This window comes from Pseudomonas sp. CF161 (genome assembly GCF_000416215.1).
GTDB lineage: Bacteria > Pseudomonadota > Gammaproteobacteria > Pseudomonadales > Pseudomonadaceae > Aquipseudomonas.
On the sequence record NZ_ATLP01000112.1, the window covers coordinates 36884 to 50610 of the forward strand.

At 61.4% G+C, this 13727-nt stretch carries 11 protein-coding genes; 9 read left to right on the forward strand and 2 right to left on the reverse strand.

The annotated features are described in order from the left end of the window. Positions 1-42 precede the first annotated feature (42 nt). On the forward strand, positions 43-1557 hold the full coding sequence (pap, locus tag CF161_RS26045; protein ID WP_020299620.1) for a polyphosphate:AMP phosphotransferase: 1515 nt from the start codon (positions 43-45) through the stop codon (positions 1555-1557). A 102-nt stretch (positions 1558-1659) separates the two neighbouring features. Then, the gene (locus CF161_RS26050; RefSeq protein ID WP_020299621.1) at positions 1660-2844 is read left to right on the forward strand and encodes a thiolase family protein; all 1185 of its coding nucleotides are present in this window, start codon (positions 1660-1662) and stop codon (positions 2842-2844) included. Between the two features lie 106 nt (positions 2845-2950). Here CF161_RS26050 and CF161_RS26055 read toward each other — a convergent pair whose 3' ends face one another. Continuing rightward, complete coding sequence (locus CF161_RS26055; RefSeq protein ID WP_020299622.1) at positions 2951-4345, reverse strand: class II fumarate hydratase; 1395 nt, start codon at positions 4343-4345, stop codon at positions 2951-2953. A gap of 192 nt (positions 4346-4537) precedes the next feature. On the opposite strand from CF161_RS26055, the gene CF161_RS26060 reads away from it, so the two are divergent. From CF161_RS26060 to CF161_RS26090, 7 genes are all read left to right on the forward strand, one after another. Beyond that, on the forward strand, positions 4538-5053 hold the full coding sequence (locus CF161_RS26060; protein WP_020299623.1) for a DUF2059 domain-containing protein: 516 nt from the start codon (positions 4538-4540) through the stop codon (positions 5051-5053). Positions 5054-5065: 12 nt separating this feature from the next. Further along, a complete protein-coding gene (locus tag CF161_RS26065; protein WP_020299624.1) occupies positions 5066-5368 on the forward strand; it encodes a BolA family transcriptional regulator in 303 nt (100 codons plus the stop codon). A gap of 140 nt (positions 5369-5508) precedes the next feature. After that, positions 5509-6450 (forward strand): rhodanese-related sulfurtransferase, encoded by a 942-nt coding sequence (locus CF161_RS26070; protein WP_020299625.1) that lies wholly within the window; start codon positions 5509-5511, stop codon positions 6448-6450. A 36-nt stretch (positions 6451-6486) separates the two neighbouring features. Beyond that, a complete protein-coding gene (locus CF161_RS26075) occupies positions 6487-7089 on the forward strand; it encodes a DsbA family protein (protein WP_020299626.1) in 603 nt (200 codons plus the stop codon). Then, on the forward strand, positions 7082-8899 hold the full coding sequence (locus CF161_RS26080) for an ABC transporter ATP-binding protein (protein ID WP_020299627.1): 1818 nt from the start codon (positions 7082-7084) through the stop codon (positions 8897-8899). The genes CF161_RS26075 and CF161_RS26080 overlap by 8 nt, the downstream gene beginning before the upstream one ends. Before the next feature lie 211 nt (positions 8900-9110). After that, positions 9111-11570 (forward strand): EAL domain-containing protein, encoded by a 2460-nt coding sequence (locus CF161_RS26085; protein ID WP_020299628.1) that lies wholly within the window; start codon positions 9111-9113, stop codon positions 11568-11570. 78 nt (positions 11571-11648) lie between these two features. After that, positions 11649-12401 carry a TenA family transcriptional regulator gene (locus tag CF161_RS26090; protein ID WP_371106554.1) on the forward strand — a complete coding sequence of 251 codons (753 nt, stop codon included), beginning with the start codon at positions 11649-11651 and terminating at the stop codon, positions 12399-12401. Between the two features lie 94 nt (positions 12402-12495). On the opposite strand, the gene CF161_RS26095 is transcribed toward CF161_RS26090, so the two are convergent. Further along, positions 12496-13422, reverse strand: coding sequence for a GGDEF domain-containing protein (locus CF161_RS26095; RefSeq protein ID WP_020299630.1), 927 nt, complete (start codon positions 13420-13422; stop codon positions 12496-12498). Positions 13423-13727: the final 305 nt, after the last annotated feature.

A 13727-nucleotide genomic window follows, 5' to 3' on the forward strand; every position in this document is an offset into this window, starting at 1 on the left:
GGCGATCCGCTAGTCTTGCCCCATCTTGGAAGGGAGCCGCCCATGTTCGAATCTGCCGAAATCGGTCACGCCATCGACAAAGAAGTCTACGACGCTGAAGTCCCCGCCCTGCGGGAAGCCTTGCTGGAAGCCCAGTTCGAGTTGCGAGAGAAAGCGGCCTTTCCGGTGATCGTCTTGATCAACGGCATCGAAGGCGCGGGCAAGGGCGAGACGGTCAAGCTGCTGAATGAATGGATGGACCCGCGGCTGATCGAGGTGCGCACCTTTGACCAGCAGACCGATGAAGAACTGGCGCGGCCGCCGGCCTGGCGCTATTGGCGGATGCTGCCGGCCAAGGGCCGCATGGGTGTGTTTTTTGGCAACTGGTACAGCCAGATGCTCCAGGGGCGGGTGCATGGGGAGTTCAAGGACGCACGCCTGGATCAGGCGATCAACGCCGCCGAGCGCCTGGAGAAAATGCTTTGCGACGAGGGCGCGCTGATCTTCAAGTTCTGGTTCCATTTGTCGAAGAAACAGATGAAGGCGCGGCTCAAGTCGCTGCAGGACGATCCGCTGCACAGCTGGCGCATCAGCCCCCTGGACTGGCAGCAGTCGAAGACCTACGACAAGTTCGTCAAATACGGCGAGCGTGTCCTGCGCCGCACCAGCCGCGACTACGCGCCCTGGCACGTGATCGAAGGCGTGGACCCGCACTACCGCAGCCTGACGGTGGGGCGGATTCTGCTCGAGGGCCTGCAGAACGCCCTCAACCGGCCCGACATCAAGCCGGCCACGGTGAACGCAGCGCCGTTACCGGTGAGCGTCGATCAGATCAGCCTGCTCGACAGCCTGGACATGACCCAGCACCTGGAAAAAGACGACTACGAAGAACAACTGATTACCGAGCAGGCGCGCCTCGCCGGCTTGCTGCGGGACAAGCGCATGCGCAAGCACGCGCTGGTGGCGGTATTCGAAGGCAACGATGCGGCGGGCAAGGGGGGCGCCATTCGCCGTCTGGCGGCGGCGCTCGACCCGCGCCAGTACAGCATCGTGCCGATTGCCGCGCCCACCGAAGAGGAGCGGGCACAGCCTTATCTCTGGCGGTTCTGGCGGCACATTCCGGCACGGGGCAAATTCACCGTGTTCGACCGCTCGTGGTATGGCCGGGTGCTGGTGGAGCGGGTCGAGGGCTTTTGCAGCCCGGGTGACTGGTTGCGTGCCTATGGCGAGATCAATGACTTCGAAGAGCAGCTTGATGATGCGCGGGTGATCGTGGTCAAGTTCTGGCTGGCGATCGACAAGCAGACTCAGCTGGAGCGCTTCCAGGCCCGCGAGGAAATCCCCTTCAAGCGCTTCAAGATCACCGAGGACGACTGGCGCAACCGCGACAAGTGGGACGCCTATCGCGCGGCCGTTGGCGACATGGTTGATCGCACCAGCACCGAAGTTGCGGCCTGGACCCTGGTCGAAGCCAATGACAAGCGCTGGGCGCGGGTCAAAGTGCTGCGCACCATCAACCGCGCCCTGGAGTCGGCGTTTGAAAAGTCCGACAAGCACGATAAGAAGCACGGCAAATAAGGCGATGGTTTTGCATACGCGGGGTGAATGATTGTCGCGGTCGGGGGAGGGCTGGATCTATGCTCGATCCACTCTTAACCGACAACAACAATGAGGTGTGCCATGCGTGAAGTGCTGATCGTCGACAGCGTACGGACTGGCCTGGCCAAATCCTTTCGCGGCAAGTTCAACCAGACCCGTCCGGATGACATGGCGGCTCATTGCGTGAATGCGCTGCTGACCCGCAATGGCATCGACCCGGCCAGCGTCGAGGACTGCATCGTCGGCGCCGGCTCCAACGAAGGTGCCCAGGGCTACAACATCGGGCGCAACGTCGCGGTGCTTTCGCGACTGGGCACCGGCACTGCGGGCATGACCCTCAACCGTTTCTGCTCCTCGGGCCTGCAGGCAATCGCCATCGCCGCGAACCAGATCGCTTCCGGTTGCAGCGAGATCATCGTCGCCGGTGGCGTCGAGTCCATCAGCCTGACCATGAAGAGCGTCAACACCGACAACCTGATCAACCCGCTGCTCAAGGAACAGGTTCCCGGTATCTACTTCCCCATGGGCCAGACCGCCGAGGTCGTCGCCCGACGCTACAACGTCAGCCGCGAAGAGCAGGACCTGTACGCCCTGCAAAGTCAGCAGCGTACGGCCCAGGCCCAGGCGGCCGGCCTGTTTGATGACGAAATCGTGCCGATGGCGGTCAAGTACCGGGTCGAGGACAAGAACACCGGCCAGGTGCAGATTCTCGAGGGAGTGGTGGACCGCGACGACTGCAACCGCCCTGACACCACCCTGGAAAGCCTGGCCGGCCTCAAGCCGGTATTCGCCGAAGACGGCTCGGTGACCGCAGGCAACTCCTCGCAATTGTCCGATGGCGCGTCCATGACCCTGGTCATGAGCCTGGAAAAAGCGCTGGCGCTGGGGCTCAAGCCTCGGGCGTTGTTTCGCGGGTTTACGGTCGCCGGTTGCGAACCCGACGAGATGGGCATCGGCCCGGTGTTCTCGGTGCCCAAGCTGCTCAAGGCCAAGGGCCTGCAAGTGGCCGATATCGACCTGTGGGAGCTCAACGAAGCGTTCGCCTCGCAGTGCCTGTACAGCCGTAATCGCCTGGAAATCGACAATCAGAAATACAACGTCAACGGCGGCTCGATCTCCATCGGCCACCCGTTCGGCATGACCGGCTCGCGCCAGGTCGGGCATCTGGTGCGCGAGCTGCAACGGCGCAACCTGCGCTATGGCATCGTCACCATGTGCGTGGGCGGGGGCATGGGCGCGACTGGGCTGTTCGAGGCCGTGCGTTGAGCAGGCAGTCCCTTTTGTAGGGCCTGGCGGCGGGTTGCACCGCTGACTGAGCGACGGCTCTTGCATAGGTTGCCTGTGCAAGAGCCGTTTTTATCCACAGCCCGAATCAGCCCTGTTTGCCAGCCTCGAGCATGTTTTCCGGGCGGACCCAGGCATCGAACTGCTCATCGGTCAGATAACCCAGCTGCAGCGCCGCTTCGCGCAAGGTCAGGTTTTCGCCGTAGGCCTTCTTGGCGATTTCCGCCGACTTGTCGTAGCCGATATGCGGGTTGAGCGCGGTCACCAGCATCAGGCCGCGTTCCAGGTGCGCCGCCATTTGCAGCGGATCCGGTTCCAGGCCCGCCACGCAATGTTGCTGGAAGTTGCTGCAGCCGTCGGCCAGCAGGCGAATCGATTGCAGCAGGTTGTGGATGATCACCGGCTTGAACACGTTCAGTTGCAGGTGACCCTGACTGGCGGCAAAGCCGATGGCCACGTCGTTGCCCATGACCTGGCAGGCCAGCATCGACAGGGCTTCGCACTGAGTCGGGTTGACCTTGCCGGGCATGATCGAACTGCCGGGTTCGTTGGCCGGCAACTTGACCTCGGCAAACCCGGCCCGCGGCCCGGAGCCCAGCAGGCGCAGGTCGTTGGCGATTTTCATCAGGCACACGGCCAGGGTCTTCAGCGCCCCGGACAGGCTGGTCAGCGGCTCATGGCCGGCGAGGGCGGCGAATTTGTTGGGGGCAGTGACAAACGGCAGGCCCGACAGCGCGGCGAGCTCGGCGGCAATCGCTTCGCCGAAACCGTGGGGTGAATTGAGCCCGGTGCCCACTGCGGTGCCGCCCTGTGCCAGTTCGCACACCGCTGGCAGCGTGGCGCGAATCGCCCGTTCGGCGTAATCGAGCTGGGCGATGAATGCCGACAACTCTTGGCCGAAGGTGATGGGCGTGGCGTCCATCAAGTGAGTGCGTCCGGTCTTCACCAGCTTCATGTGCCGCGCCGAAAGTTCGGCCAGGCCGCCCGACAACTCGGCGATCGCCGGCAGCAGGTGATGCTGCACGGCCTGGGCTGCGGCGATGTGCATGGCGGTCGGGAAGCTGTCGTTGGAGCTTTGCGAACGGTTGACGTGGTCGTTGGGGTGCACCGGGCTTTTGCCGCCGCGTGGGTTGCCGGCCAGTTCGTTGGCGCGTCCGGCGATCACCTCATTGACGTTCATATTGCTCTGGGTGCCGCTGCCGGTCTGCCACACCACCAGTGGAAACTGCTGGTCGTGATCGCCGGCCAGCACTTCGTCGGCGGCCTGCTCGATCAGGCGCGCGATGTCGGCGGGCAGGTCGCCGTTGCGATCGTTGACCCGGGCCGCCGCCTTCTTGATCAGGGCCAGGGCATGCACCACCGACAGCGGCATGCGCTCGTCGCCGATTGCGAAGTTGATCAGCGAACGCTGTGTCTGAGCGCCCCAGTAGGCTTCATCCGGGACTTCAACCTGGCCAAGGCTGTCGGTTTCGATACGGCTCATCGTGCACACTCCTGTAGGTCTGATTGCGCAGTTTAGGTCGTGATCGGGCAGTGGGGTTCCCTAAAGCTGCTTTTGCGTCGTTTGGTCGAGCAAATCCAGGCGCGGCAAGGGGTGGGGTTGAGTGCATGAGTTTTTTAGGCGCAGAATGGTCGCCCTTGGGGTCTTACCTCGCCTGCTAGAAAAGGAAACTCGATGACTCGTCTTCGTGCCATCTGTACCGCGGTTGTTCTGGTTTGCGCCAGCGGCCAGGTTCTTGCCGATACCGCCAGCCACAATGCCAGTGCCGAAGCCTTCCTGACCCTGGCGCACGCCGACAAGCTGGGTACCCCGGTGTACATGCAAGTGCAGCAAATGTTCGCTCAGCGGTTCGAGCAGACCAAAGCCCCAGAATCGAAAAAAGCCCTGCTGGACACCTACCAGGCCAAGGCCAACGCCGCCCTGGACCAGGCCATCGGCTGGAACAAGCTGAAGCCGGACATGGTCAAGCTCTACACCAGCAATTTCAGCGAATCCGAACTCAAGGACCTGGTGGCGTTCTACCAGTCGCCGCTGGGCAAGAAAGTCCTGGAAAAAATGCCTCAGCTGACCCAGCAATCGGCACAGCTGACCCAAGCCAAGCTGGAAAGCGCGGTGCCTGTGGTCAACAAGCTGCTGGATGACATGACCACTGAACTGACGCCAAAAGCAGCACCGGCGAAGAAGAAGTAAGCGGAGCCAGGAATGACCATGCAACAACGTATCGAATCGGCGCTCGGCGCATTGCAGCCGGAGCATTTGCAGGTGGCGGATGAAAGCCACATGCACAGTCGCGGGCTGCAGACCCATTTCAAGGCCGTGCTGGTCAGTGAGCAGTTTGCCGGGCTCAACAGTGTCAAGCGCCACCAGAAGGTGTACGCCACGCTTGGCGACCTGATGGGCGAGTTCCATGCGTTGGCGCTGCATACCTATACCCCGGAGGAGTGGGCGAAGATCGGTGTGGCCCCGGCCTCGCCGACCTGCGCCGGGGGCAGCGGCAAGCACTGAGGGGCCGACGCAAGCTTGACGCTTGCCCCTTGGAGCTTGTAGCTGCCTTCCTGCTACAATCCGCAACGCGCCGCTCAGTCGGCGCGTTTTTTTTCGCATCCGGTTCACCCTTTACGAGGGTAGCCACCTGGAGATCACCCATGACACAACCCATTGTCGTGGCGGCACTGTATAAGTTCGTCACCCTTGAAGATTACGTAGCCCTGCGCGAACCCCTGCTGCAGGCGATGCTCGACAACGGCATCAAAGGCACCCTGTTGATCGCCGAGGAAGGCATCAACGGTACGGTTTCCGGTAGCCGCGAAGGCATCGACGGGCTGATGGCCTGGCTCAAGAACGACCCGCGCATGGACGACATCGACCACAAAGAGTCGTACTGCGACGAGCAGCCGTTCTACCGCACCAAGGTCAAGCTGAAGAAAGAGATCGTGACCCTGGGTGTCGAGGGCGTGGACCCCAACAAGCAGGTCGGGACCTATGTCGACCCGCAAGACTGGAACGCCCTGATCAGCGATCCGGAAGTACTGCTGATCGATACCCGCAACGACTATGAAGTCTCGATCGGCACCTTCGAAGGCGCCATCGATCCGAAAACCACCAGTTTTCGCGAGTTCCCCGATTACATCAAAGCCCACTTCGACCCGAGCAAGCACAAGAAAGTCGCGATGTTCTGCACCGGCGGCATTCGCTGTGAAAAAGCCTCCAGCTACATGCTCAGCGAAGGCTTCGACGAGGTGTTCCACCTCAAGGGCGGGATCCTCAAGTACCTCGAAGAAGTGCCGCAGCAAGAGAGCAAATGGCAGGGCGACTGCTTTGTCTTCGATAACCGGGTCACCGTGCGTCACGACCTGAGCGAAGGCGACTACGATCAATGTCATGCCTGCCGCACTCCGGTAAGCGTCGAAGATCGCGCATCCGAGCACTATGTGCCGGGCATCAGTTGCCCGCACTGCTGGAACACCCTGAGCGAGAAGACCCGACGCAGCGCCGCCGATCGGCAGAAGCAGATCGAACTGGCCAAGGCTCGCAACATGCCCCACCCCATTGGTTACAACTACAAGCAATCACCTTCCGAGGCCTGAGCCATGTCTGCCCGCCTGCTCTATGTAATGGATCCGATGTGTTCCTGGTGCTGGGGCTTCGCTCCGGTGGCCGAGGCCCTGGTGGAGCAGGCACATGCAGCAGGTGTCGAGCTGCACCTGGTGGTGGGTGGTTTGCGCACCGGCAGCGGTGCGGCGCTCGAGCCCACCACCCGGCGCTACATTCTTGAGCACTGGCAGGCGGTCACCGAGGCCACCGGCCAGCCGTTCCAGTTCGAAGGTGCGCTGCCGGATGGCTTCGTCTACGACACCGAGCCTGCGTGCCGGGCCATCGTCACCGCCCGCAGCCTGGCGCCCGATTGCGCCTGGACGCTGCTCGGGCTGATCCAGCGAGCGTTTTACCGTGAGGGGCGCGACGTCACCCACGCCAGCGTGCTGGTGGAGTTGGCCGAGCAGGCGGGTGTGCCGCGAATCGAATTCGCCGAGGCTTTCGACCGTGCCGAACAGCACGCCGCCACCGCTGCGGATTTCACCTGGGTCCAGGATCTGGGCATTGCCGGTTTCCCGACCCTGCTGGCCGAGCGCAATGGGCAACTGGCGTTGCTGACCAATGGTTATCAACCGCTGAGCGAATTGTCGCCGCTGCTCGGGCGCTGGTTGGAGCGAGCTGCCGGTGGATGAGCGGGACGCGACGAGCGAGCACGGTCAAACGGTCGACCGCCTGAGCTGGGCGGAAATTCGCCGCCTGGCACTGCATCACAAGAAAGCCCTGTGGATTGCCAACGGCGTCGCCGTGCTGGCGACCTTGTGCAGCGTGCCGATCCCTCTGCTGCTGCCGCTGTTGGTGGACGAAGTGCTGCTAGGCCACGGCGATGCCGCGCTGAAATTCATGAACCATGCCTTGCCCACGGCGTGGCAGAGCGCGGCCGGTTATATCGGCCTGATGCTGCTGGCGACCCTGACCCTGCGCTGCGGCGCGCTGGTGTTCAACGTGTTGCAGGCGCGGCTGTTCGCCGGGCTGGCCAAGGACATCGTGTATCGGATTCGCACCCGGCTGATCGAGCGTCTCAAACGCATCTCCCTGGCTGAATACGAAAGCCTGGGCAGCGGCACCGTGACCACGCACCTGGTCACCGACCTCGACACTGTGGATAAGTTTGTTGGTGAAACCCTCAGCCGCTTCCTGGTGGCGATGCTGACCCTGGTCGGCACGGCCGGGATCCTGATGTGGATGCACTGGCAGCTGGCGCTGTTGATCCTGTTGTTCAACCCGCTGGTGATCTACGCCACGGTGCAGTTGGGCAAGCGGGTCAAGCACTTGAAGAAGCTGGAGAACGACAGCACCGCGCGGTTCACCCAGGCCCTGACCGAAACCCTGGACTCGATACAGGAAGTGCGGGCCGGCAATCGCCAGGGATTCTTTCTCGGCCGCCTAGGGTTGCGGGCGCGGGAGGTTCGCGATTTTGCCGTGGCCTCGCAGTGGAAAAGTGATGCATCCAGCCGCGCCAGCGGGCTGCTGTTCCAGTTCGGTATCGATATATTTCGTGCCGCGGCCATGCTCACCGTGTTGTTTTCCGATCTGTCCATCGGCCAGATGTTGGCGGTATTCAGCTACCTCTGGTTCATGATCGGCCCGGTGGAGCAGTTGCTGAACCTGCAATACGCCTACTACGCCGCCGGTGGTGCCCTTTCACGCATCAACGAGTTGCTGGCGCGTGCCGACGAGCCGCAATACCCGGGGGGCGTGGACCCGTTCCAGGGCCGTGAAACCGTGGGCATCGACGTCCGTGGCCTGTGTTTTGGCTATGGCGACGAATTGGTGCTCAATCAATTGGACCTGTCGATCACCCCTGGCGAAAAGGTCGCTATCGTCGGCGCCAGTGGCGGTGGCAAAAGTACCCTGGTGCAGCTGCTGCTGGGGCTCTATACCCCGCAGGCCGGGACCATCCGCTTCGGCGGTTCGACCCAGCAGGAGATCGGCCTGGAGACCGTGCGGGAAAACGTCGCGGTGGTGTTGCAGCATCCGGCGCTGTTCAACGACAGCATCCGCGCCAACCTGACCATGGGCCGCGAGCGCACCGATGCTGCCTGCTGGCAGGCCCTGGAAATCGCCCAGCTGGAAGCCACGGTGCGCAACCTGCCCCAGGGCCTGGACAGCGTTGTCGGACGTTCAGGGGTGCGTTTGTCCGGCGGCCAACGCCAGCGATTGGCCATTGCGCGCATGGTCCTGGCCGAGCCCAAGGTGGTGATACTCGACGAAGCGACCTCCGCTCTGGACGCCGCTACCGAGTACAGCCTGCACCAGGCGTTGACGCGTTTCCTGCGCGGGCGCACGACCCTGATCATCGCCCACCGCCTGTCGGCGGTAAAACAGGCAGATCGGGTGCTGGTGTTTGATGGCGGACAGATTGCCGAAGATGGCGACCATCAGCAGTTAATTGCCGACGGAGGGTTGTACGCCAAGCTTTATGGGCACTTGCAGCAAATTTGACACTCTTGAGTTTTGCCCGATTTTCTGTGCTTAGTAATTGAATTCCTTGGTGGAAAGCCTGTTTCGAGCGTATCGGCCACAGGCATTCAAGGGCGTGGCGGCGACGCGCGCGCCTCGCTGCACTTCGAACGGACGCAAACTAGCCTAGTCTGTGCTGGTAGGTGCAGGACTCCTCGGGTGTTCATTGGGCAATGCTTATGCAAGGGACCTCATGAAGCAAAAGCGCACTCTCGGAACCCCACGGCTGCTGGGCATTGTCTGGCCATTTATCGCCGTGGTGTTGTTTCAAGCCCTGTTGGGTGGCTTGAGCCTCTACGTCCTTTCGGCGGTGCGTGGGTATGTTGCGGGCGAAAGCCTGTGGTCCAAGGGGCAGAAGGATGCGATTTATTACCTCAACCTCTATGCCGACAGCCGCGATGAATCGGCCTTCCTCAAATACCAGAATTCAATTGCCGTGCCCCAGGGCGGTCATGAGCTGCGTCTTGCCCTGGACCGCAAGCCGCCGGACCTGGAAGCCGCGCGACTGGGGATCCTCAAGGGTGGCAACCATCCGGACGATGTGTCCAGCCTGATCTGGCTGTACCTCAACTTTCGCCACTTCAGCTACCTGGAAAAAGCCATCGACCTGTGGACCGTCGGCGACAGCTACCTGGTGCAGCTGGATGCAGTGGCGCAGGACATGCACCAGAGCATCAGCCGCAATCAAGTCAGTGATGCCGATATCCTTCGCTGGAAGAGCCAGATTTTCGCCATCAATGACGGCGTGACCCCGGCCGCCAAGGCGTTCAGTGATGCCCTGGGCGAGGGCTCGCGGGTCATCCTGCGCTTGCTGCTGGTGACCAACCTGGCCACCGCGCTGGTGCTGATTGCCCTGGCGTTATTGCGCACTCACAAATTGCTCACCCAGCGCCATGAATTTGCCGACGCCTTGCAGCTGGAAAAGGAGCGGGCGCAAATCACCCTGCAGTCCATCGGAGACGGGGTGATCACCACCGATGTGGAAGGCGCCATCGCCTATATGAACCCCGCAGCCGAAGAATTGACCCACTGGAAGGCCGAGCAGGCGGTGGGGTTGCCCCTGGCGGCATTGTTCAACCTGCTGGATGAAAATGCCCAGGCCGACGGGTTTACCCTGATCGAGCATATTCTCAGCGGCCAGCTCAGTGGCGGCAGTGAGCATTCCAAGCTGATCCAGCGCCTCGACGGCAGCACGGTGTCGGTGACCCTGGTCGGTGCTCCGATCCAGAACGCGGGCAAGGTCAGCGGCACCGTGCTGGTGCTGCACGACATGACCCAGGAGCGTCAGTACATCGCCAATCTGTCCTGGCAGGCGACCCATGATGCGCTGACGGGGCTGGCCAACCGCCGGGAATTCGAGTTCCGCCTGGAGCAGGCGCTGCACAACCTGTCGCGCCAGCCAGGGCGCCATGCGCTGATGTTTCTGGACCTGGACCAGTTCAAGCTGGTCAACGATACCTGTGGTCACGCGGCGGGGGATGAATTATTGCGGCACATCTGTGCGCTCTTGCAGTCCGGGCTGCGCGAGGGCGATACCCTGGCCCGCCTCGGGGGCGATGAGTTCGGCATTTTATTGGAGAGCTGCCCACCCGACGCGGCGGAGAAAATCGCCGAAGGCCTGCGCCAGACTGTGCAGAACCTGCATTTCGTGTGGAAGGGCCGGCCGTTCGTGACCACGGTCAGCATCGGCCTGGTGCATATCGCGCAGACCCCAACCACTCTGGAAACCTCCCTGCGTGCGGCCGACATGGCCTGCTACATGGCCAAGGAAAAGGGCCGCAATCGAGTCCAGGTCTACCACGCCGATGACTCGGAGCTGTCCCTGCGTTTTGGCGAAATGGCCTGGGTCCAGCGCCTGCACATGGCCCTCGAGGAAAACCGCTTCTGCCTCTATTCCCAGGAGATTGCAGCCCTCGGACATCCTGATCGCTCGGGCGGGCATATCGAGATTCTGTTGCGCCTGCATGACGAGGCCGGGCGCATGATCCTGCCGGACAGCTTTATTCCTGCGGCTGAGCGCTATGGGCTGATGACGTCCCTGGACCGTTGGGTGGTGCAGAACGTGTTCAAGATCATTGCCCAGTGCATCGAGGAGAAAGGCGAAGGGCCGATGGCCATGTGTGCGATCAATCTGTCGGGCATTACCATCGGTGATGACGACTTTCTCGACTTCCTGCGCGAGCAATTCACCCGCTACGCCATACCGCCGGCGATGATCTGTTTTGAAATCACCGAAACCAGCGCTATTGCCAACCTGGGCAGTGCGATTCGTTTTATTAATGAACTCAAAGGGTTGGGTTGTCACTTCTCCCTGGATGACTTTTGTGCGGGCATGTCCTCATTCGCTTATCTCAAACATTTGCCTGTAGACTTCTTGAAGATCGATGGAAGTTTCGTAAAGGATATGCTGGACGACCCGATTAACCGCGCCATGGTCGAAGTGATCAATCATATCGGCCATGTCATGGGTAAACGCACCATTGCCGAGTTTGTCGAAACACCGCAGATCGAGCAGGCGTTGCTCGAAATCGGTGTGGATTTTGCTCAGGGCTACATCATCGAACGCCCGCAATTGTTCACCTGTGACAGTCTGCAATGTCGACCACCACGAGCGCAGCCGCTGTTGTTCAAGGCGCCCGGCACGTTCCGTTGAAACCTTTGTTGATCAGTATGAATCACACTCAAAAGGAGCCCGACAGTGATTGACACCTTCAACCGAACCGGCCCGCTCATGGAAGCCGCAAGTTACCCCGCCTGGGCTCAGCAACTGATCCAGGATTGCAGCGAGAGCAAGCGCCGTGTAGTCGAACACGAACTGTATCAGCGCATGCGTGACAACAAACTCAGTGCCAAGACCATGCGCCAATACCTTATTGGCGGTTGGCCGGTGGTCGAGCAGTTTGCTTTGTACATGGCGCAAAACCTGACCAAGACCCGCTTTGCCCGCCATCCGGGCGAGGACATGGCGCGACGCTGGCTGATGCGTAATATTCGCGTCGAACTCAACCATGCCGATTACTGGGTGCACTGGAGTCGAGCCCATGGCGTCAGCCTGGAGGACCTGCAGGCGCAACAAGTGCCGCCCGAACTCCACGCCTTGAGCCACTGGTGCTGGCATACCAGTTCGTCTGATTCGCTGATCGTGGCGATTGCTGCCACCAACTATGCGATCGAAGGTGCGACGGGCGAGTGGTCCGCGCTGGTCTGTTCCAATGGCCTATACGCCGCGGCTTTTCCTGAAGAGGACCGCAAGCGCGCCATGAAATGGTTGAAGATGCATGCCCAGTACGACGACGCCCACCCATGGGAAGCGCTGGAAATCATCTGCACCCTGGCCGGCCAGAATCCGAGCAAGGCGTTGCAGGTCGAGTTGCGCCAGGCCGTGTGCAAGAGCTACGACTACATGTACCTGTTCCTGGAGCGCTGCATGCAGCAGGAAAAAGTCCCCGTAAGCCGTGAGCGATTGGCCCTGGCGGAAGGCTGAGTACAGGATTTGCCCGCGCGGGCAGGTTCGGCGTCAAGGGGAGCTGCGGCTTTTTGAGGCGACGAACCTGCCCGCGAGTGTTTCCGGAGCAGGTTCAGCCAGCCATTGCCAGGCGGTTACGGCCTTCGCGCTTGGCCACATAGAGTGCGCTGTCGGCACGGCGCAGCAGGCTGTCCGATGACTCGCCAGGCAACAGCGTCGAGCAGCCGAGGCTGACGGTCAGTTCGATCGGCAAGCCGTCGACCCGATAATCGTGGGTCTGGGTCGCATGCCGCAGACGCTCGCCAATCATCGCGGCGGCATCGCGCCCGGTGTTGGAAAGCAGGATCAGAAACTCCTCCCCGCCGAAACGGAACACCATGTCGACATTGCGCAGTTGGCCCTTGATGGCTGCTGCAACGGCTTTGAGCACCTCATCGCCCGCGCTGTGGCCATGGTTGTCATTGATTCGCTTGAAGTGGTCGATATCCAGCATCAGCAGTGACAACGGCTGGGTGTGTCGGCGTGCCATTTCGATTTCGCGCTGCAGGGTCTGGTCCATGGCGATACGGTTGCCGGTATCGGTCAGGGGGTCACGCAGGGCGCTGCGGGTCGCTGCGCGATACAGCAGGGCGTTGCGCATCGGGTAGAGCAGGGATGAGAGCAGCGATTCGAGGTTGCCCTGTTCCTGGTCGCTGAAGCGCTGATTGCGCCGGAACACCAGTTCGCCCATGGGCTCGCCTTCATGGCTGAGGCTGTAGCTGACCGAGTGGTGGCCGCGCAGCCCGAACTCCAGGCGCAGGTCGCTGGGGGTGTGTTGATAGACCATCGCATCGAGGGGAACCAGGCGCTGGACTTCACGGAAGAACAGGCCAAGGATCCGCTGTGGTTCGAGGCTGGTTTGCAGCTGCAGGCCTAGTTGCTGGCGTAATTGAGCCAGCCCTACCGGACGTTGCGCCAATGGCGATGCTTGACCAAAGCCCAGGCGTTGCAATTTGGCGCTATCGAAGTCAATTGCGTTGGTCTGGGTGGGTGTTTTCATATGGCGTGAGCCCCTGAGCACGTAATGCAGTCTTACTGGCTGGGTGAGAGCGGCTCTGGGCTGCGCGTCATACTGTTCCATCAGTCCCGTAGGACGAGTTTTCACAGTCTAATCCGCTTTGCCCGTCGTTATAAGCCCCGATTCGGGCGGTGCCTGGCTCGCCAATACACTGCGTGTATGAGCAGGTTTAGAGCGAAAGTCATGCCATTCGGTTCAGATAAATAAAACTCTTTTGAATTCAATCTGTTGGCGATGAGGGGCGGCAAGAAAAGATGCCTGGCGCGGCATTTGTTTGACTGGAGGCG

Coding starts and splice junctions, on each gene's coding strand:
- CF161_RS26065 (WP_020299624.1), top strand. CDS start 5,066: ATGACCATGCAACAACGTATCGAATCGGCGCTCGGCGCATTGCAGCCG.
- CF161_RS26095 (WP_020299630.1), bottom strand. CDS start 13,422: ATGAAAACACCCACCCAGACCAACGCAATTGACTTCGATAGCGCCAAA.
- CF161_RS26055 (WP_020299622.1), bottom strand. CDS start 4,345: ATGAGCCGTATCGAAACCGACAGCCTTGGCCAGGTTGAAGTCCCGGAT.
- CF161_RS26085 (WP_020299628.1), top strand. CDS start 9,111: ATGAAGCAAAAGCGCACTCTCGGAACCCCACGGCTGCTGGGCATTGTC.
- CF161_RS26050 (WP_020299621.1), top strand. CDS start 1,660: ATGCGTGAAGTGCTGATCGTCGACAGCGTACGGACTGGCCTGGCCAAA.
- pap (WP_020299620.1), top strand. CDS start 43: ATGTTCGAATCTGCCGAAATCGGTCACGCCATCGACAAAGAAGTCTAC.
- CF161_RS26060 (WP_020299623.1), top strand. CDS start 4,538: ATGACTCGTCTTCGTGCCATCTGTACCGCGGTTGTTCTGGTTTGCGCC.
- CF161_RS26075 (WP_020299626.1), top strand. CDS start 6,487: ATGTGTTCCTGGTGCTGGGGCTTCGCTCCGGTGGCCGAGGCCCTGGTG.
- CF161_RS26070 (WP_020299625.1), top strand. CDS start 5,509: ATGACACAACCCATTGTCGTGGCGGCACTGTATAAGTTCGTCACCCTT.
- CF161_RS26090 (WP_371106554.1), top strand. CDS start 11,649: ATGGAAGCCGCAAGTTACCCCGCCTGGGCTCAGCAACTGATCCAGGAT.